16 protein-coding genes are annotated in these 18,766 nt (G+C 63.3%); 6 read left to right on the top strand and 10 right to left on the bottom strand.

Features of this window, described 5'->3' with window-relative positions:
* Positions 1 to 15: 15 nt before the first annotated feature.
* From EJ070_RS26230 to EJ070_RS26200, 7 genes are all read right to left on the bottom strand, one after another.
* Positions 16 to 936, bottom strand: coding sequence for an ABC transporter permease (locus tag EJ070_RS26230; protein WP_126093962.1), 921 nt, complete (start codon positions 934 to 936; stop codon positions 16 to 18).
* Positions 936 to 2,048: an ABC transporter permease gene (locus tag EJ070_RS26225; RefSeq protein ID WP_126093961.1), complete on the bottom strand. Its 1,113-nt coding sequence runs from the start codon at positions 2,046 to 2,048 to the stop codon at positions 936 to 938. Before EJ070_RS26225 ends, EJ070_RS26230 begins: the two co-directional genes overlap by 1 nt.
* The gene (locus EJ070_RS26220; protein ID WP_189350053.1) at positions 2,045 to 3,622 is read right to left on the bottom strand and encodes an ABC transporter ATP-binding protein; all 1,578 of its coding nucleotides are present in this window, start codon (positions 3,620 to 3,622) and stop codon (positions 2,045 to 2,047) included. The genes EJ070_RS26225 and EJ070_RS26220 overlap by 4 nt, the downstream gene beginning before the upstream one ends.
* Before the next feature lie 214 nt (positions 3,623 to 3,836).
* Positions 3,837 to 4,814 carry a quinone oxidoreductase gene (locus EJ070_RS26215; protein ID WP_126093959.1) on the bottom strand — a complete coding sequence of 326 codons (978 nt, stop codon included), beginning with the start codon at positions 4,812 to 4,814 and terminating at the stop codon, positions 3,837 to 3,839.
* A gap of 106 nt (positions 4,815 to 4,920) precedes the next feature.
* A complete protein-coding gene (gene pcsA, locus EJ070_RS26210; protein WP_126093958.1) occupies positions 4,921 to 5,763 on the bottom strand; it encodes a phosphatidylcholine synthase in 843 nt (280 codons plus the stop codon).
* Entirely contained in the window at positions 5,736 to 6,350 is a 615-nt protein-coding gene (locus EJ070_RS26205) for a DUF1326 domain-containing protein (protein WP_126093957.1), read from the bottom strand. Before EJ070_RS26205 ends, pcsA begins: the two co-directional genes overlap by 28 nt.
* 11 nt (positions 6,351 to 6,361) lie before the next feature.
* The gene (locus tag EJ070_RS26200) at positions 6,362 to 7,252 is read right to left on the bottom strand and encodes a DUF2182 domain-containing protein (protein WP_126093956.1); all 891 of its coding nucleotides are present in this window, start codon (positions 7,250 to 7,252) and stop codon (positions 6,362 to 6,364) included.
* Between the two features lie 103 nt (positions 7,253 to 7,355).
* On the opposite strand from EJ070_RS26200, the gene EJ070_RS26195 reads away from it, so the two are divergent.
* Entirely contained in the window at positions 7,356 to 8,567 is a 1,212-nt protein-coding gene (locus tag EJ070_RS26195; protein WP_126093955.1) for a UbiH/UbiF family hydroxylase, read from the top strand.
* Positions 8,568 to 8,784: 217 nt separating this feature from the next.
* Positions 8,785 to 9,108, top strand: a complete 324-nt coding sequence (gene hspQ, locus EJ070_RS26190; protein ID WP_189350051.1) for a heat shock protein HspQ — start codon at positions 8,785 to 8,787, stop codon at positions 9,106 to 9,108.
* A 74-nt stretch (positions 9,109 to 9,182) separates the two neighbouring features.
* Here hspQ and EJ070_RS26185 read toward each other — a convergent pair whose 3' ends face one another.
* Complete coding sequence (locus EJ070_RS26185) at positions 9,183 to 9,812, bottom strand: invasion associated locus B family protein (RefSeq protein WP_126093954.1); 630 nt, start codon at positions 9,810 to 9,812, stop codon at positions 9,183 to 9,185.
* Between the two features lie 286 nt (positions 9,813 to 10,098).
* Here EJ070_RS26185 and EJ070_RS26180 point away from each other — a divergent pair, with 286 nt between their 5' ends.
* Together EJ070_RS26180 and EJ070_RS26175 are read left to right on the top strand one after the other, a co-directional pair.
* Positions 10,099 to 11,919 (top strand): extracellular solute-binding protein, encoded by a 1,821-nt coding sequence (locus EJ070_RS26180; RefSeq protein WP_126093953.1) that lies wholly within the window; start codon positions 10,099 to 10,101, stop codon positions 11,917 to 11,919.
* Between the two features lie 35 nt (positions 11,920 to 11,954).
* Entirely contained in the window at positions 11,955 to 12,635 is a 681-nt protein-coding gene (locus EJ070_RS26175) for a DsbA family protein (protein WP_126093952.1), read from the top strand.
* 32 nt (positions 12,636 to 12,667) lie between these two features.
* On the opposite strand, the gene EJ070_RS26170 is transcribed toward EJ070_RS26175, so the two are convergent.
* Positions 12,668 to 13,102 carry a hypothetical protein gene (locus EJ070_RS26170; RefSeq protein ID WP_245464679.1) on the bottom strand — a complete coding sequence of 145 codons (435 nt, stop codon included), beginning with the start codon at positions 13,100 to 13,102 and terminating at the stop codon, positions 12,668 to 12,670.
* Positions 13,103 to 13,707: 605 nt separating this feature from the next.
* Here EJ070_RS26170 and EJ070_RS26165 point away from each other — a divergent pair.
* Both EJ070_RS26165 and mgtE read left to right on the top strand, forming a co-directional pair.
* Positions 13,708 to 15,600 carry an ABC transporter ATP-binding protein/permease gene (locus tag EJ070_RS26165; protein ID WP_189350049.1) on the top strand — a complete coding sequence of 631 codons (1,893 nt, stop codon included), beginning with the start codon at positions 13,708 to 13,710 and terminating at the stop codon, positions 15,598 to 15,600.
* Positions 15,601 to 15,872: 272 nt separating this feature from the next.
* A complete protein-coding gene (gene mgtE / locus EJ070_RS26160) occupies positions 15,873 to 17,237 on the top strand; it encodes a magnesium transporter (RefSeq protein WP_126093950.1) in 1,365 nt (454 codons plus the stop codon).
* Between the two features lie 66 nt (positions 17,238 to 17,303).
* On the opposite strand, the gene gor is transcribed toward mgtE, so the two are convergent.
* Entirely contained in the window at positions 17,304 to 18,692 is a 1,389-nt protein-coding gene (gene gor / locus EJ070_RS26155) for a glutathione-disulfide reductase (RefSeq protein ID WP_126093949.1), read from the bottom strand.
* Between the last annotated feature and the right edge of the window lie 74 nt (positions 18,693 to 18,766).

The raw sequence follows: 18,766 nt of genomic DNA, 5'->3' as shown, positions 1-18,766 counted from the left end.
GTCTTTTTGTTGTTGTCAACGATCCGGAACAAATGGCTGCCCCAACGAAGCCGGCGTGTTCATCATCGTCAGCCGCTTGTTGCGCGAGATTAGAACGAGAACCACGATGGTTGCCAGATAGGGCAGCGAAGAAAGAAACTGCGAAGGCACCGGAATGCCAAAAGCCTGTGCATGAAGCTGGCCGATCCACACCGCGCCGAAGATGTAGGCGCCCGCCAGCACCCGCCACGGCCGCCAGGACGCGAAGACCACCAGCGCCAGCGCTATCCAGCCGCGGCCGGCGCTCATGTTCTCGACCCATTGCGGCGTGTAGACCAGCGACAGGTGCCCGCCGGCAAGACCGGCGCAGGCGCCGCCGAAGATCACGGCGAGATAGCGGTAACGGATGACCTTGATGCCGAGCGCATGCGCCGAAGAGTGGCTGTCGCCGATCGAGCGCAGCGTGAGGCCGGTGCGGGTCCTGAACAGGAACCACATCACGGCCGCGGTGAGCGCGATCGAGATGTAGAACAGCGGGTCCTGGCCGAAGATCAGCTTGCCCACGACCGGGATCGAGCGGAGGCCGGGGATGTCGAGGTTCGGCAGCCTGACGCCAGGCTGCCCGACAAAGCTGGTGCCGATCATGCCGGAGAGGCCGAGGCCGAGCAGCGTGAGCGACAGGCCGGTCGCGACCTGGTTGGTGGCCAAGGATAGCGTCATCACGGCGAAGAGCAGCGAAAACAGCGCACCGACGATGATCGCGGCAAGCAGGCCGATCCAGGGCGACCCGGTGAGATAGCCGGCGCCGAAGCCGCCGACGGCGCCCATGATCATCATGCCCTCGACACCGAGGTTGAGCACGCCGGAGCGTTCGACCACCAGCTCGCCGATGGCAGCGATCAAGAGCGGCGTCGCCGCCGTGGCGATGGTCAAAAGGATGTTGACGGTGATGTCCATCAGCGGGCCTCCTCCAGCTTGGGCGCGGCCTCGAGTTTCGGCGCGGCAAAGCCGATCAGACGAATGCGGTAATGAATGAGCGTGTCGCAGCCGAGCACAAAGAACAGAAGCATGCCCTGGAACACCCGCGCCACCTTGTCGGAGATGCCGAGCGCGCTCTGCACCGCCTCGCCGCCGAGATAGGTCAACGCCAGCACCAGGCCCGCGGCAACGATGCCCAGCGGATTGAGCCGGCCGAGGAAGGCGACGATGATGGCGGTGAAGCCGTAGCCGGGCGAGACCACCGGCTGCAACTGACCGATGGCGCCGGACACTTCCGAAATACCGGCCAGCCCTGCCAGCGCGCCGGACAGCAGGAAGGTGAAGAACACCATCTTGTTGAAACCGAAGCCGGCAAAGCGCCCTGCCCTTGGACTCGAGCCCAGCACGCGGACCTCAAAACCCTTCAGCATGCGGCTCATCATCAGCCAGATCCCTATCGCCGCGACCAGCGCGAAGACGAAGCCCCAATTGGCGCGGCCGGCATCCGGCATCAGCTCCGGCAGGATGGCCGAGTCGCCGAACTGGATGGTCTGTGGGAAGCCATGGCCCTGCGGGTCGCGCCACGGTCCGCGCACCAGCCAGTCGAGGAAGAGCTGCGCGACATAGACCAGCATCAGGCTGGTCAGGATCTCGTTGGTGCTGAAGCGGGTTTTCAGCAGCGCCGGGATGGCGGCGTAGAGGGCGCCGCCGACCATGCCGAGCAACAGCATCAGCGGCAGCACCAACGGACCTTCAAACTCAGGGAAGAGCACCGGGATGATCGAGCCGAAGATGCCGCCGAGGATAAACTGGCCTTCGGCGCCGATGTTCCAGATGTTGGCCTTGTAGCAGACCGACAGGCCGACCGCGATCAGGATAAGCGGGGCGGCCTTGATCGCCAGTTCATGCAACTGCCAGACCTCGCTGATCGGTTGAATGAAATAGACATCGAACGCGTTGAACGGATTGACGCCGAGCAACGCGAATAGAACCCCGCCGGCAATCATCGTCAGCACGAAGGCGATGAAAGGCGAGAGCACCGAAAACAGCGCCGAGCGCTGCGGGCGTTTGACCAGTTCGAGGCGCATCATGCCGTCTCCATGGTGTGTTCGGCGTGGCCGGGTTCGGCGCCACCCATCAACAGGCCGATCTTTTCGAAGGTGGCTTCGGCGATCGGAAGCGGCGCCGACAATTGGCCGTTGTGCATGACCGCGATGGCGTCCGACAGTTCGAACAATTCGTCGAGGTCCTGGCTGATGACGAGGACCGCCGAGCCGCTGCGGGCAAGCTCGATCAGCGCCTGGCGGATATGGGCTGCGGCACCCGCGTCGACGCCCCAGGTCGGCTGATTGACGACGAGCACGCTCGGCTTGCGGTCGAGCTCGCGGCCGACGATGAATTTCTGCAGATTGCCGCCCGACAACGCCGCCGCTTCCGGATCGGGCGCGCTTTTGCGCACGTCCATCGCCGCGATGATGCGCTGCGCGGCGCTGTAGACGGAGGCGTTCTTGACCATGCCGCCGGAGCCGACAAAGGACTTGCCGTCGGTGGCATGGCGCGAGAGCAGCAGGTTCTCCGAAAGCTTCATCCGGGGCGCCGCGCCGTGGCCGAGGCGTTCCTCCGGCACGAAGGCGGCGCCCATCAGCCGCCGGCCGGTGATCGGCAGGCCACCGGCATCCTTGCCGCGGATGCGCACCGCGCCTGGATCCTGCTGCAGCACCTCGCCGGAGACGGATTCGAAGAGTTCACCCTGGCCGTTGCCGGCGACCCCGGCGATGCCGATCACCTCGCCGGCGCGTACCGAGAGATTGATGTTTTTCAGCGGAATGGCGAAAGGCGTCGCCGGCTTGCGGGTAAGCCCGCGGATTTCAAGCAGCGCAGGCGCGGTTTCGATGCCTTCGGCAGGCGCGCGCACCACCGCCTTGATCTCGTTGCCGACCATCATGCGGGCGAGCGACGCGGCTGTCTCCTGGCGCGGGTTGCAATGGCCGACCACCTTGCCGTGACGCAGCACGGTGGCACGGTCGCAGATGCGTTTGACCTCTTCCAACCGGTGGGAAATGTAGAGAATGGATTTGCCTTCCGCGCGCAACCGCTCGAGCGTCTCGAACAGCTTGTCGGCTTCCTGCGGCGTTAGCACGGAGGTCGGCTCGTCGAGGATGATGAGCTGTGGCGTCTGCAGCAGGCAGCGGATGATCTCGATGCGCTGGCGCTCGCCGACGGAGAGATCGCCGACCAGCGTTTCAGGATCGAGCGGCAGGCCGTAGCTGTAGGAGAGCGCCCTCGCCTTCGCAGCAATGGCGCTGATCGGCGAGCCGTCGTTGAGCGAGAGCGCTATGTTCTCGGCCGCCGTCAGCGCCTCGAACAGCGAGAAATGCTGGAAGACCATACCGATGCCGAGCTTTTTCGCCACGCCCGGGCTGGTGATCGTGACAGCCTTGCCGTCCCAAAAAATCTCGCCCGAATTCGGCTCGAGCGATCCGAACAGCATCTTGACCAGCGTCGACTTGCCGGCGCCGTTCTCGCCGAGCAGGGCATGGATCTCGCCCTTCGCGATGTTGAGGTCGATATGGTCGCACGCCGTCAGCGTGCCGAAGATCTTCGTAAGGCCGCGAACCTCGAGCAGATTCGCCCTGTCATGATTTGCACTCACAGTGCCTCCCATCCAGTTACCCGGATATGTTCTGTGTTCCCGCTGGTATCGTATGCGCGGCCGGCTTCGGTCGGAAAGCGGCACCCAACTTGAAAGAGCTTCAAGAATTCCAGCGGAAACTCAAGGGGTAAGATACACCTATTGGGAGCTTGCGAAAAACCGGCGGGCCTTTCGGGCAAACCGTGCCCTCATCCACGGCATGGCGCTGAAGAACGAGGCAGCCGGCTCAGGGAATGAGGACGGTCGTGCCGGTCGTCTTGCGGCCTTCAAGATCGGATTGCGCCTTTGCGGCGTCCTTCAGCGCATAGCGCTGGTTGATCTTGATCTCGACGGCGCCGCTCAGCACCACGTCGAAGAGCGCCCCGGCCGACGCCACCAGATCCTCGCGCTTGGCGTTGTAGACGAAGATCGTCGGCCGGGTTGCGTAGAGCGAGCCTTTCTGGGCCAGAAGCGACATCGAGAAAGGCGGGATCGGCCCGGACGATTGGCCGAAGCTGACGAACATGCCGAGCGGCCTCAGGCAATCGAGCGAGGCGGGAAAGGTGTCGTTTCCTACGGAATCATAGACGACGTCGCATTTGCGGCCGCCGGTGAAGGCGGCGACGCCGGCGACGAAATCCTGCTCCTTGTAATTGATGACATGGTCAAAACCATGCGCCTTGGCGAGTTCGATCTTGTCGGCGGAGCTCGCCGTGCCGATCACGGTCGCGCCGAGATGCTTTGCCCATTGGCCGAGGATGAGACCGACGCCGCCGGCGGCGGCGTGGTAGAGGATCGTGTCGCCTGCCTTCACATGATAAGTGCGGCGCAGCAGATATTCCGCCGTCATGCCCTTCAGCATCATGGCCGCGGCCTGCTCGTCGCTGATGCCGTCCGGTAGCTTGACCACGCGGTCGGCGGCGATCACCCGTTCCTCGCAATAAGCGCCGACATTGACGGCATAGGCGATGCGGTCGCCCGGCGTCAGCCAGTCGACGCCGTCGCCGACGGCCAGCACCACGCCGGCCGCCTCGCTGCCCGGGATCAGCGGGAAGCCGCCGGGCGGCGGGTAAAGGCCCGAACGATGATAGACGTCGATGAAGTTGAGGCCGATCGCGGTATGCCTGACCAGAACCTGTCCGGCACCTGGCTGGCCGGGATCGGCATCCTCATAGGTCAGGACTTCGGGGCCGCCATGGGCGTGGATGCGGATTGCCTTGGACATCGCTCAACTCTCTCGGGTCTCTCGGGGTACGCACAGGATCCAGAGCTTGATCCCGAAAGGTGGGAACCGGTTTTCGGAAAAGATCATGCTCCAACAAAAAGTTAGGTCAGGGTTTCTTGGCGCCAAGATTGGGGAACAACTGCATGATTCCCCCGATGCAGGCGAGATAGAGCCCGGTGATGGTGATGCCGATCTTGGTGAAGTCGCTGACCTGCTCACCCAGGACGCCGATCTGGTTGTAGAAGCTGGCGAGTGCGGCCTGCGCCAGCGCAAGCGCGCCGAAGGCGCACCACAAAAGGGTAATGCCGAGATTGGCCGGCCTGAGCCTCACCACCCGCACCGGGTGGATGAAGTTGATCGGCAGGAAGGTGAGGATGCCGGCGACCACGACCACGGCGAAGGAAACCCACGGTCCCGGTTCGATGACGAAGAGCGTGAACACCACCATGTTCCAGACCACCGGGAATCCCTTGAAGAAGTTTTCCTTCGTCTTCATGCCGGTGTCTGCGTAGTAGATCGCGCTCGACACCACGATGATTGCCGCCGACAGGAAGGACAGGTTCTCGCCCATGAAGCCGCGCTGGTAGAGCGCGAAGGCCGGGATGAGCACATAGGTCACGTAGTCGATGATGTTGTCGAGCATCTCCCCCGACCAGGTCGGCAGGATCTCCTTGACTTCGAGCTTCCTGGCGATCGGACCGTCTATGCCGTCGACGAACAGGGCCAGCCCCAGCCACCAGAACATCGCGGTCCAGCGCTCCTCGCTCGCCGCGACCAGCGATAGGAAAGCCAGGAACGAACCGGACGCGGTCAGCAAATGTACGGAAAAAGCGCGTGCCTGCGGCCACGTCACTTTCTTCTTGGGCCGCGGAATCCGCTCCGCGATCTTCTTGGCCGCTTTCCTGGCCGCTGTGTTCTTGCTCACGGTCCCCGCCAGTCCAGCTTGCATATCTCGGCCGAACGGCCGGCGAAATTCCAGTTGCGGCCAAAGGCGCGCATCTTGCTCTTGTCGGACTTCGCCACGATGATTTCCGGCGCGATCCAGTATTCGGAATTGGTGATCACGGTATCCTTCTCGCGGTCCTTGCCGGGTATAGGCGTGACCGCGCCGTCGATAATCCTCGGTATCTGGAAGACGCGCGTCTTGTCGCGCGTCTCGTAAGTGATCGGCACCTGCTCGATGCCGAGAAATTTGCCGACCAGGATCGACAGCAGCGATGTGGTCCCGCCGGCCTTGCCGGTGAAGATTTTTGTCAGGGCCTTCACCGCATAGACCGAGGCGCGCTTGTCGATGAACAGGCCTGCGGTCCAGTTGCCGCGACTCATATAGCCGGGGATTTCCATGACCAAGCCGAGATTGAGACCGGAGAGGTCGACCTCGCCGAAATGGCCGGCATCGATGCGGAAACCAGCCCAGGTCTGGCAATAGCCCTCGGTCGGCGGATGGCTGCCGAGCGACAAAACGCAGGGGCAAAAAACCGTGCAATTGCAGGAGAGTACCAGCTCTCCCTTCATCGCCCAGCTTTGGTCCGTCATCGAGTTCTCCCTCACGCCGAAACTAATAGCAGGGCGGCAGCCCACACAAGCAGTATCGCACCGGCCACCTGGCTTGCCACCCTGCCGGTGGTCTGTTTTTCGATCAGGGTGAACAGGCCGATCAGCGCCATCCAGAAGATGTTCATTGCCCCGACGGCAAACATCACCAGCATCAGCGCCCAGCAGCAGCCGAGGCACCAGACGCCCTGCTCCATCCCCAGGCGAAAGATGCGCCCGGGTTTCGCGCTCCAGTTGGCGAACAGGATCGAGAACGGGTTCCGGCATTTCTTCAGGCAGGCCTGCTTCAGACCGCTGAATTGATAGAGGCCGGCAATCGTCAGGGCTGCTGCCCCGGCAAGCCCGGCGACAGGATCGAGCACCTGCCCCGAGGCGGCAAAAGCATAGATCGTAAGCGTCAGCGCTGCGAACACCACTGAGGCGGCAAGCCAGGTCGCGAGGTATCCCACCACCAGAACGAGCGGATGGACCACCGGCTCCCTCTTGATTCGGGCGGTATCCGCAATCTCGCAATAGGTTCGGATCATCGGCGCCGCCGAAGGCAGCATCGCCGCAACAGCCATCAGGAACCACATCAGGACGAGCGCCGCCGCCTGCGCGCCCGCGGCGCCTGCAAGCGGAGCCGGCGTCAGGCACAAAGCGAAAAAGCGGTCGAGGAAACCCGGCAACGGCAATCGCGGCAGGTCTTTCAGCAGCGCATCGCCCGGAGCGCCGGCAAAGCGGCTTTCGGCGCCGCGGATTGCCATGGCAGCGAGGATGAACCAGGCAAGCACAATGCCCGCGCTGATGGTGATCGTCACCGCAAGGCGCGGGCTGCGCGCAAGTCCCGCCGTGGCGCGGCCGGCGCGGTCTAGATGACTGAAATCGTGCTCCTGGCCGGTCATGGCAATCGAATGGGCCGAATCGCCGCGTTGATCAACCCTGCCGATCTGCCCTATATCCGCATATAGGTCCGACGGGGCCGCCCATCACCCATGGAAGCCTGGCGTGGAGCAGAACGACAAAGCCCGCATATTGGTTGCCGGCAGCGGCCCGGCCGGCCTGATCGCAGCGCTCGGCTTTGCCGAGGCAGGCTTTGCCGTGACGCTGGCGGGCCCCGACGTCACCAGCAGCGACGCCCGCACCACCGCCCTCATGAACCCTTCGCTGAAGGTTCTCGACCGGCTGGGCGTGCTTGCCGAGCTCACGCCGCAGGCGGCGCCGCTCAAGGTGATGCGCATCGTCGACGCGACGCGCCGGCTGATCCGCAGCCCGACGGTGACCTTTCGCGCCAGCGAGATCGGCGAGGAGCAGTTCGGGCTCAATTTGCCGAACAATATCCTGATCTCGGTGCTCGCCAAGGCGGTTGCCGCCCATCCAGGCATCGAGTGGCGAAAGTCGATGGTGGAGATATGGCGGCTCGACGCCGACCAGGCCCGTGCGAGCCTCGCCGATGGCAGCGAGGTCTCCGCGTCGCTGGCAGTCGCGGCAGACGGGCGCCTGTCGCCGGCACGGGAGGCGGCCGGCATAAAAGCCTCCGCGCGGCCCTACCCCCAGTCAGCGCTGGTCCTCAATTTCAGCCATCGCAGCGAACACGGCTTCATCTCCACCGAATTCCACACCGAGACCGGACCGTTCACGCAGGTGCCGCTGCCGGGCAAACGCTCCAGCCTCGTCTGGGTGGTGAAGCCGGAAAAAGCGAAGGAACTCGCAGCACTCGACGATGCCGCGCTGTCCATCCGCGTCGAGGAGCAGATGCAGTCGATGCTCGGCCGGGTCTCGGTCGAGCCCGGCCGCCAGGTCTATCCGCTGTCGGCAGCCTCGCCCGGCCGCTTCGCGCAAAACCGCGTGGCGCTGGTCGGCGAGGCCGCACATGTCTTCCCGCCGATCGGCGCGCAAGGACTCAACCTCGGCATCAGGGATATCGAAGATCTGATTGGAATCGCCGGCGAAAACCGGGACGATCCAGGGTCGAGGCTCAGCCTCGCCGCCTATGACACAAGACGTCGTCCCGACATCCTGGCGCGCAGCAGCGCGGTGAACCTGCTCAACTTGTCGCTGCTGTCCGACATGCTGCCGGCCCAGCTTGCGCGCAGCGCCGGCCTCAACGTGCTGGGCAGCTTTGCGCCGCTGCGCGCCTTCTTCATGCGCGAAGGCTTGCGGCCCGGCAGCGGTTTTCGCGCACTGGCCGGCGGCCTGCGGAAACAGGCCGTGCGCTAGGGGCGGTATATTTGGACTTCGTGCTTCCGGTGCCGAAACCCTCGCGCCCGCCGCCACGTAGCTTCGATCGCAAAAAACCGGCGCCGCGGCATTGAATCGAGACAACGTGTGCGCCAATGGTACCAAGCCGAAAGTCGGGGTCGATTTTTGGCTTCGTGACGTGTAAATTCAAGACCTTAGGCGCCCAAGGCGCAAGCCGTTGATGGTGGTGAGTGCGATGAAAACGGCCAAATTCGCGATCGGACAAGTGGTTCGCCACAAGCTGTTTCCGTTCCGTGGCGTGATCTTCGACGTCGATCCGCAATTCGCCAACACGGAAGAATGGTATGATGCCATTCCATCGGAAATGCGTCCGCGCAAGGACCAGCCCTTCTACCACCTTCTCGCCGAGAATTCCGAGACCGAGTATATCGCCTACGTGTCCGAGCAGAACCTGCTCGAGGACCGGTCGGGCGAGCCGGTCCGGCATCCGCGGATCGGCGAGATGTTCGACAAGCTGCCCGACGGGCGCTACGAGCCGAAACGCCACTCGAAGCACTGAAAGCTCGATCGGCGGCAACAAAAAAGCGGGGCGTTTGCCCCGCTTTTTTGCATGCTGGAGAAACGCTCCGGCGATCAGTTAGCGGTCTTGGCCTTGTCCTGCTCTTCCTTGAGCTTCTTGGCGAAGTCCTGGTTGTTCTTGGCGACGAAGTCCTGCAGCTTCTTCTGGCGGTCCTCGATGTCCGACTGCTGCAGCGGCGGGCCGTCATAGGCGCCGCTGAAGCCGGTCAGCGCGACCTTGATCGGGTTCGGCTGGTTCTGGAAGTTGATCGAGGTGAGGCTGATCGCCTGGCCCTTCTTGAAGGACGCGACGAGCTGGTCGGTCAGCGGCACTTCGGCGACGCAGCGGTCCGGGAAGCAGATGACATAGTCGAGCTTCTGCGCCTTGCCGGCGTCGATCTGCAAGCCAATGCCCGGCGGAATAAGGCGCCCGGTCGGCACCGTGACCTGGAACACCTTGCGGTTCACCTTGCCCTTGAGCTCGATCAGGCTGATGCCGGTGACGAGCTGGCCATTGCCGGCGGTGACGATGTTCTGGACATTGCAGATGTCGACATCTTCCTGCTTGGTGCAGGCCTTGAACCAACCCTGCGGAATCTGCGGCTGCTGCTGCGCCGAAGCGGTGAAAAGCCCGGCGCCCAGGACGCCGACCACGCCTGCGGCCAGCACCGAAAGGCGATACGCATTGCTCGTCATATGGTGCACTTTCCTCTCAAATGATCCCGGGGGCCGGCTTCTTCGTGCCGTGTGGTCCCGCTACCTGTTGCCCAAATGAGGCAACAGCATGACTTCGGAGCGCGTGTTACACTGCCAGCCGCGCCGAATCCAGCCCGGGTTCCGCGATTTCTTCCTAGCTTCTCCTCCCTGGACGAACCTCGATTGGCGATGCACTGGCGGAACCCGTTTCCAATGGCGCGCGCCGATTCAATCGGGGGGCGAAATGCTCTAGGGTGCGTGTCGAATCACAAAGCTGTCCGGCAAGGAGACGGTCATGGACCGCGTTCTCGTTCGGCTGATCGCCGCGACCTCGTTTCTGGCCCTCTCGCTCCTTCCGGCCCTGTCGGAACCGAAGCACGGCATTGCCATGCAGGGCGAGCCGGCGCTGCCGCCGGACTATCAGCATTTCGACTACGTCAATCCCGATGCGCCGAAGGGCGGCAGCGTCACCTATTGCGTCGTCGGCAGCTTCGACAATCTCAACCCCTTCATCCTGAAGAGCCTGCGCACCACCGCCCGCGGTATGATCGACACGGTCTACGGCAACCTCGTCTTCGAGCCGTTGATGCAGCGCAGCTACAACGAGCCCTTCAGCCTGTACGGCCTCCTTGCCGACAGCGTGGATATGGATCCGGACCGCAAGAGCATCGAGTTCCATCTCAACCCCGACGCCAAATGGTCCGACGGCCAGCCGGTGACGCCGGAAGACGTGCTGTTCACCTATGATGTCTTCACCGACAAGGGCCGCCCGCCCTACAGCGATCGCATGAGCATGATCGCCAAGCTGGAGAAGACCGGCGACCACAGCGTCAAGTTCACGTTCAACGACAAGGCCAACCGCGAGTTTCCGCTGATCGTCGCGCTGACGCCGATCATCCCCAAACACGCCTTCGACAAAGACACTTTCGACAAGACCACGCTGAAGCCGGTGATCGGCAGCGGGCCCTACACTGTGGACAAGGTGCAGCCCGGCCAGCGCATCGTCTTCAAGCGCAATCCCAATTACTGGGGCAAGGACATCCCGTCGAAGCGCGGCTTCGACAATTTCGACCAGATCACGATTGAATATTTCCTCAACGCCAATGCCAAGACGGAAGCGTTCAAGAAAGGCATCTGCGCTCTCGACGACGAGACCGATCCGGTCAAGCGCGAGCGTGATGTCGACTTCCCGGCCTTTCGCAAGGGTGACGTGAAGCAGGAATATTTCGACACCGGCATACCTCCTGTGGTGACGGGTTTCCTCTTCAACACCCGGCTTCCGAAGTTTTCCAACCCCGTCGTGCGGCGCGCGCTCGGCATGCTCTACGACTTCGAATGGGCGAACAAGAACCTGTTCGCCGGCAAGTTCAACCGCACCATGAGCTTCTGGCAGAACTCCGATCTGTCCGCGCTCGGCCATCCTGCCGACGACCGGGAGAAGGCGTTGCTCGCTCCCTACCCCGGCCAGGTTCCGGCCGACGTCATGGACGGCACCTGGCGGCCCCCGGTGACCGACGGCTCCGGCCAGGATCGCAAGGTGCTGCGGGCGGCTTTCGAGATGATGAAGGGCGCCGGCTATCACGTAGAGGATGGCCGGATGCTCGATCCTCAGGGCAATCCCTTCGGCTTCGAGATCATGACGTCGTCGCAGGATGAGGAGCGGCTTGCAGCCCTCTATCAGCGCACGCTGGAGAAGATCGGCATCGACGTCACCATTCGCAGCCTCGACGGCGACCAGATCCAGTCACGCAAACAGCGTTTCGACTTCGAGGTGCTCGTCGGCTCGAGCGGCTTCAACAATTCGCTGTCGCCCGGCAGCGAGCAGGTCGGGCGCTGGGGATCGGTCGCCGCCAAGCAGGAGGGGTCGTTCAATCTCGCCGGCGTCGCCGATCCCGCCATCGACGCGGCGATCAACGCGATGCTGAATGCGCGCACCAAGGAAGACTATGTCGCCGCGGTCCGCGTGCTCGACCGGTTGCTGATCTCAGGCAACTACATGGTTCCCATGCAATACAACACGCAGCAGTGGGTCGCTTACTGGACCTATCTGGAACATCCGCGAAAGACTCCCATATTCGGCTATCAACTGCCGACCTGGTGGCGAAAGCCCAACTGACGCAATTCCCAACCGAGGCAAACAGGGAGACGAGCATGAGCGCCGAGAACTCGATCACCGTCGACGTGGTGTCCGATGTCGTCTGCCCGTGGTGCTTCATCGGCCAGAAACGGCTGGACAAGGCGATCGCCGCCGTCGGCGATGTCGGCGTGCATGTGCGCTGGCGGCCGTTCCAGCTCGATCCGACCATTCCGCAAGGTGGCATGGATCGCCGCCAATACATGCTGGGCAAATTCGGCAGCGAGGAGCGTATCCGCCAGATCCATGCGCGCATCGAACCGCTCGGCGAAGCGGAAGGCATCCATTTCGCTTTCGGCGCCATCAAGGTCGCGCCCAACACGCTGGACGCTCACCGCGTCATCCGCTGGGCGGGCGCCGCCGGTGAAGACTTGCAGAGCCGGCTCGTGCGCCGCCTCTTCCAACTGAATTTCGAGGAAGGCGCCAATCTCGGCGACCATGCCGTGCTGGTCGAAGCCGCCCGCGAGGCGGGCATGGACGCTTCCGTGGTCGAAACGCTGCTGCCGACGGATGCCGATGTCGACGCCGTCCGCAACGAGATCGCCACCGCATCGCGCATGGGCATCACCGGCGTGCCCTGTTTCCTGCTCGAGGGCAAATATGCCGTGATGGGCGCGCAGGACGCCGACACGCTTGCCGACGCCATCCGCCAGGTCGCCCAGGCCAAGGCGCGGGGCGAACTGGAAACGGCGATCTAGAGCGTCCAAACGCTGAACCGCTCCAGGCCAGCCTATTTCACCGTCACCGTCCCCTTGCTGATGAAGAAGCCGTGGCCGCCGCTGCTCGTGCAGGTCAATCCCTTCTTCGACGACAGACACGTGAATGACCCCTTGCTCCAGCTGTTGCCATAGCCAAGTCTGGTCACGTCGCCGCAGCAGCCCTGCTCGCCCGGGTTCTTGATCAAGGTCGCCGCCCCCTTCGGCCCCAATATGACCGTCACGTAGCTCGGCTCGACGCGGGAACAGGAAAGCTCCGGTCCGCCATCTTGCGGCTGGTAGGTGCTCGTGCCGCCTTTCGGCGTGTAGATGCAGCCGATGTTGCCGGACGGCGTGTTGAATTCGATCTGGCCCTCGGCGCCGGCCGGAATGGTCTGGTTGCCGGCATGTGCCTGCGGCAGCCATTCGAAGGCCGCGAGCATCGCGACCGAAATCATCCGTATAGACATTGCTGGTCCCCCTCGATGCGAAGCAATCGCCGGGCAGATTCGACCGCTGAGGGGCAAAATTGTCAACGCTCACTGATCGCCCTGGCCCGGCATGTCCGCTTCAGCTATGGCGCGGCGCCAACAAATACGAGTCCGCCACCAAGTTCATGCCCGGACATTTTGCGAGGCCTGGAAAGGGCAATTCAGGCGAGCCGGAAGGGGACGGACAGCACCCGTTTTTGCGGCCTTGCGGCCATCGTTCAGTCGCGAACCCAGCCGGCCGGCATGTCATTTCCGTTCACAAAACCGTGTTTTTGCTTTCCCTAAGGTAAAGTCGGCATGATCTCGGACCGCTGCCCCCAACGCGCTGAAATGAAACGTAAAATCCGCGTCGGATGCGCCTGACCGGCGAGGCTCTTCTGTTGCCCTCGCGCCACGGCGGATAACCCTGTTCACATTCGGGGGCAGAAAATTAATGGAAAATGATCAATTGGTGTTACTGTGTGTAACAAAACAAGAAAGGTTTGGGCGGGATCGTGATTCGGGTCGGCAGACCGCGACGTACAGTACCGGCAGAACTACCCAGCGAGGCGGCAAAGCCCTCGCGCCTGACGCCGGTATCGTCGATGCGTACCTTCTGGGGGCTGATGCGAGCCTACTGGTTCTCCGACCGGTGGAAGGAAGCCTGGACCCTCACCCTCGTCATTGCGCTGCTCACCGCGCTCTCCAGCAAGGCAGGCGTGTGGTTCGCCATGGCATCCGGCGAGCTGGTGAATTCGATCGCTTTCTTTCACGACGCCGCCAACACCAACCCGCTGCAGACGCTTCTGACCAATGCGGGCATATTGATGCTCCTGGTCGTGCTCAAGGATGCCGGCTTCACCGGCGTGCGCAACCTCGTCTCCGCCACCTTGCATCGCAAATGGCGCGGCTGGCTGAACAACGAGTTCAATCAGGCGCTGCTCGACGGCAATCATACCCATTTCCACGCCCAACATGGCTCGGTGGCCGGCGGCATCGTCGCACCAGACAACATCGACCAGCGCATCCAGGAATCGATCAAGGATATGACCGGCGGCGCGATCGGCCTCGCCATGGGCGTGCTGGGTGTCGCCACCTCGCTCTATTTCGTTGGCGAGAATCTGATCGGATCCTCCGTGGAGGTCAAAGGGTTGGAGTTCCTCGGCAGCTACGGCAGCGCCGTGCTGGCCTTCCTTGCCGTCGCCACCTATGTGCCGCTCAATACCTGGATTGCGGTGAAGCTCGGCGGCCTGCTTGAACGTCTCAACATACGTATGCAGCAGGCCGAAGGCAGCTATCGCGGCGAACTGATAACGTTCCTGCGCCGCAGCTTCCATGTCGCCGCCTCGCACGGCGAGGATGTGCAGAAGACGATGCACGACAGGCTCTATGTCGACATCGACAAGACCTGGGGGCGGCTGAATATCGTCAACACCAGCTACATGTCGTTCGAGCTGATCTACAATTTCATCGGCGCCCGCATCGTCTCCTACGGCCCCGGCCTCGTGCCGTTCATTCACAACGGCTTCGACCTCAAGGGCTACATAACCGGCTCTGAAATGGTCGCCCAGCTGATCAGCCAATGTTCGTGGTTCATCCACGTGATGCCGGCGATCGCGACGCTGAGAGCCAACAGCCAGCGCGTGACCGAACTCGCCAGCGCCATCGAGAATGTCCAGCAGCCGCAGGAATTCTATCGCCAGACCGGCCGTTCCGACTTCAGCTTCGGCAGGCAGAACCCGGTGTTCGGCCTGACCATCCAGAAACTCGAGCTGGCACATCAGGGCGAGGACGCAACGCCCTTCCTCAGCGCCGCCAACCTGCGCTTCCGCCGCGGCGAGTGGACATTCCTCAAGGGCGAGTCCGGTTGCGGCAAGACCTCGCTGATCAAGGCGATCAACGGCCTGTGGCCCTATGGCCGCGGCACCATCGTATTCCCTGAAGGTGTAACGAACTTCTACGCCGCTCAGGAGGTCAAGCTGCAGCAGGTCTCGCTGAAGCAACTGGTCTGCCTGCCGGGTTCGGAAAACGACCACGGCGACATGCAGGTGGCGGCGGCGCTGCACAAGGCGGGCCTCGGCGAATTCATCGAGCACCTGGCCGATGAGAGCCGCGAGGGCAAGATCTGGGATCAGGTTCTGTCCGGCGGCCAGAAGCAGAAGCTGGTGGTCGCCCGCATCATCCTGCAGCAGCCGGGGCTGCTGTTCCTCGACGAGGCGACCGGCGCGCTCGACCCCGAAGGCAAGATCGCCTTCCACGAAGCCATCAAGGCCAATTGCCCCGATGTCACGGTGATCAGCGTGATGCACGAGGCCGTGCCGCCGCGGTCGCTGTCGGGGGAGGAATTCTATCACAGCATCGTCGCGATCGCCGACGGCGTCGCGACCAAGAAGCCGCTGGCTCCCACCCTGCCGCGCGAGCTCACGACGATCCTCGCGCAGCCTCGGCCAGCCGAGGACAAGTGGCTGCGCTTCTCGCGGCGGCTCAAGCAGAAATAGCAGTCAGTCCAAGCCCTTGACCGGTCGCCTTCGCGCGGCGCCGGCTGCCGCCGATCACAGTCTCGCGATCCGGCGTCCCTTCTTCCACTTTCAGCGCTCCCCACGATTGACTCAGCAAAACGCACTCCTATGTTGCGCCGCTCGCTGCATACCAACCCCGCGAGCAGAAAGGTCAACCGCCATGCCTGGCGACAGTCACAGTCGAACGCAACCGCCGTCCGCCTTGACGTGACCTGACGGCTCACGTCCTGCCGGACGGCAAGGAGTGAGCCATGAACGAATTCGCACCCGTACTGGACGACGAAGCCGTCGCCGTCGCCCGTGTGCTTGCCAACGATCACGTCGCCGACGTCGTCGAAGCCCTCAATCATGAGCCCCGTGAGACGGCCATCGAGTTGCTCTGCGCGGTGCCGTTCGAGCGGCTGGTCGAGATTTTCGATCAGCCGGAACTCGAAAGCGCCCCGGAACTCGCCGAGGCCTTGCCGCGAGCCAAGGCGAGCAAGCTTTTGACCGCGATGTCGGTGGACCGCGCGGCCGACATCCTGCGCGAGCTGGATGAGCCGGCCCGCTCAGAGCTGCTTGGCGCGCTCGCCCCGCCGCTGCGCGCAACGCTGCTTTCTATTCTGGGCTATCCCGAAGGCAGCGCCGCCTCGATCATGACGACGGAGTTCGTCAGCGTGCCCTCGGACTGGACCGTCGGCCGCACGCTCGACTACATCCGCAAGGTCGAGCGGACGCGCGAGACGGTCTACGCGATCTACATCGTCGATCCGGAAACGCAGCTTCTGCTGCGTTCGGCGGGGCTGCGCCGCCTCATCACCGGCGAGCCGGAGGATTCGATCCTGTCGGTGGCGCCGGATCGCGTGCCGGTGACGGTCACGCCGCTCACCGATCGCGAAACGCTCGCCCAGACGATCTCCAAATACGACCTGCTCGCCCTCCCGGTGGTCGACCACGGCAAGCTTCTCGGCATCGTCACCATCGACGATATCATCGACACGATGGTCGAGGAAACGACCGAGGACGTGCATCGTTTCGGCGGCATGGAGGCGCTGGACGAGCCCTACATGAAGATGAGCTTCCTCGCCATGATCCAGAAGCGCGCCGGCTGGCTTTGCGCGCTGTTCGTCAGCGAGATGCTGACGGCCAACGCCATGCAGAGCTACGAGGGGGAGCTGGAGAAGGCGATCGTGCTGACGCTCTTCATCCCCCTGATCATGAGCTCCGGCGGCAATTCCGGCTCGCAGGCGACCTCGCTGGTCATCCGCGCGCTGGCGCTGCGCGAGATCGGCCTGCGCGACTGGTGGCGCGTCGCCTTGCGCGAGCTGCCGACAGGACTGGTGCTCGGCTCGATCCTCGGCGTCGTCGGTATCTGCCGCATCACGCTCTGGCAATGTCTCGGCCTCTACGACTACGGCCCGCACTGGATGCTGATCGCGGCAACGGTGGGTGCGGCACTGATCGGCATCGTCACTTTCGGCTCGCTCTCGGGATCGATGCTGCCCTTCGCGCTGAAGCGCATCGGCTTCGATCCGGCGAGCGCCTCGGCGCCGTTCGTCGCCACGCTGGTCGATGTCACCGGGCTGGTGATCTACTTCTCGGTGGCGCTCGTGATCCTGCGCGGCACGCTGCTTTGAACTTGAGACTTCCCGCCGCCGGCATTGCCGGCGGCGGATTCCATCATGATTGCCCGGAACGGAACCTTAGACGCGCTCGCCATTCTTCACGCGATAGGTCGGCTTGTACATGGTGACCAGTTCCTCGGCCGCGGTCGGATGTACCGCCATGGTGCGATCGAAATCGTCCTTGGTGAGCCCGGCCTTCAGCGGAATGCCGAGAAGCTGCGCCATCTCTCCGGCATCCGGTCCCAGAACATGGGCGCCGAGCACTTTTCTGGTGACGCCGTCAACCACGAGCTTCATGAGCATCTTCTCGTCGCGGCCCGACAGCGTGTGCCGCATTGGGCGGAAGGACGCGCGATAGATCTCGATGTCCGGGAAGCGCTTGACCGCCTCATCCTCCGACAGGCCGACAGTGCCGATCTCGGGCTGCGAGAACACGGCCGTCGGGATCGTGTCATGATCCACCGCCGTCGGATTGCCCTTGAAGGCGGTCTCGATGAAACACATCGCCTCGTGGATGGCGACCGGCGTCAACTGCACGCGGTGGGTGACGTCGCCGATCGCCCAGATATTCTCGATATTGGTGCGGGAATATTCGTCGACAACGATCGCACCTGTCTTGCCAAGTTCCACGCCAACGCCTTCGAGCCCCATATTCTCGGTGTTGGGGATACGGCCGATCGCCAGCATCACCTGGTCGACCGTCAGCGTCTGGCCGCCGGAGAGCAGCACGTCCAGCCTGCCCTGCGGGTTCTTGCGCACCCATTCGGAGACCGAGTGGCACAGAATCCTGATCCCCTTCTTCTCCATGGTCTCGTGCAATGAGCGGCGAAGGTCCATGTCGAAGCGGCTGAGGATCTCCTGACCACGGTAGACGAGCGTGGTGTCGACGCCCAGTCCATGGAAAATGTTGGCGAACTCGACGGCGATGTAACCGCCGCCCTCGATCATGATCGCCTTCGGCAACTGCTTGAGATCGAACGCCTCGTTGGAGAAGATGCAATACTCGTGGCCGGAAAGCGCCGGATGCGGCGCCGCCCTGCCGCCGGTGGCGATCAGGATCTGGTCGGCGCTGACGGTGCGGTCCTCGGCAACCAGATATACCGAATGCGGGTCGACCAGCACGGCGCGCGAGTGGAAAGCCTCGCCGCCCGCGCCCACGACATTCTTCTTGTAGATCGCCTCCAGCCTGGCGATCTCCTTGTCCTTGTTGGCGACCAGCGTCGGCCAGTCGAACCTTGCCTCGGGCACCGTCCAGCCATAGCCGGCCGCATCAGTGAAATGCTCGGGAAATTGCGAGGCATAGACATAGAGCTTCTTCGGCACGCAGCCGCGGATGACGCAGGTGCCGCCATAGCGATATTCCTCGGCGATGGCGACGCGCTTGCCGAGGGATGCCGCCACGCGAGCCGCCCTCACCCCACCCGAGCCGCCGCCGATGACGAAGAGATCATAGTCGTAGCCGGCCATCGCGATGGGCTCCTGTAACACAAGAAGGATGGGCCAGAGGTAGGCTGCCGAGCGCCAAAAGAAAAGCCCGGGAA

This window comes from Mesorhizobium sp. M1E.F.Ca.ET.045.02.1.1, from assembly GCF_003952485.1.
Taxonomy (GTDB): Bacteria; Pseudomonadota; Alphaproteobacteria; order Rhizobiales; family Rhizobiaceae; genus Mesorhizobium.
The sequence above is the reverse complement of the archived record's forward strand: the minus strand, read 5'-3'. Positions and strand labels throughout refer to the sequence as shown.

Coding starts and splice junctions, on each gene's coding strand:
- EJ070_RS26175 (WP_126093952.1), top strand. CDS start 11,955: ATGAGCGCCGAGAACTCGATCACCGTCGACGTGGTGTCCGATGTCGTC.
- EJ070_RS26220 (WP_189350053.1), bottom strand. CDS start 3,622: ATGGGAGGCACTGTGAGTGCAAATCATGACAGGGCGAATCTGCTCGAG.
- EJ070_RS26205 (WP_126093957.1), bottom strand. CDS start 6,350: ATGACGGACCAAAGCTGGGCGATGAAGGGAGAGCTGGTACTCTCCTGC.
- EJ070_RS26200 (WP_126093956.1), bottom strand. CDS start 7,252: ATGACCGGCCAGGAGCACGATTTCAGTCATCTAGACCGCGCCGGCCGC.
- mgtE (WP_126093950.1), top strand. CDS start 15,873: ATGAACGAATTCGCACCCGTACTGGACGACGAAGCCGTCGCCGTCGCC.
- EJ070_RS26165 (WP_189350049.1), top strand. CDS start 13,708: ATGCGTACCTTCTGGGGGCTGATGCGAGCCTACTGGTTCTCCGACCGG.
- gor (WP_126093949.1), bottom strand. CDS start 18,692: ATGGCCGGCTACGACTATGATCTCTTCGTCATCGGCGGCGGCTCGGGT.
- EJ070_RS26180 (WP_126093953.1), top strand. CDS start 10,099: ATGGACCGCGTTCTCGTTCGGCTGATCGCCGCGACCTCGTTTCTGGCC.
- EJ070_RS26230 (WP_126093962.1), bottom strand. CDS start 936: ATGGACATCACCGTCAACATCCTTTTGACCATCGCCACGGCGGCGACG.
- hspQ (WP_189350051.1), top strand. CDS start 8,785: ATGAAAACGGCCAAATTCGCGATCGGACAAGTGGTTCGCCACAAGCTG.
- EJ070_RS26170 (WP_245464679.1), bottom strand. CDS start 13,102: ATGTCTATACGGATGATTTCGGTCGCGATGCTCGCGGCCTTCGAATGG.
- pcsA (WP_126093958.1), bottom strand. CDS start 5,763: ATGCAAGCTGGACTGGCGGGGACCGTGAGCAAGAACACAGCGGCCAGG.
- EJ070_RS26215 (WP_126093959.1), bottom strand. CDS start 4,814: ATGTCCAAGGCAATCCGCATCCACGCCCATGGCGGCCCCGAAGTCCTG.
- EJ070_RS26225 (WP_126093961.1), bottom strand. CDS start 2,048: ATGATGCGCCTCGAACTGGTCAAACGCCCGCAGCGCTCGGCGCTGTTT.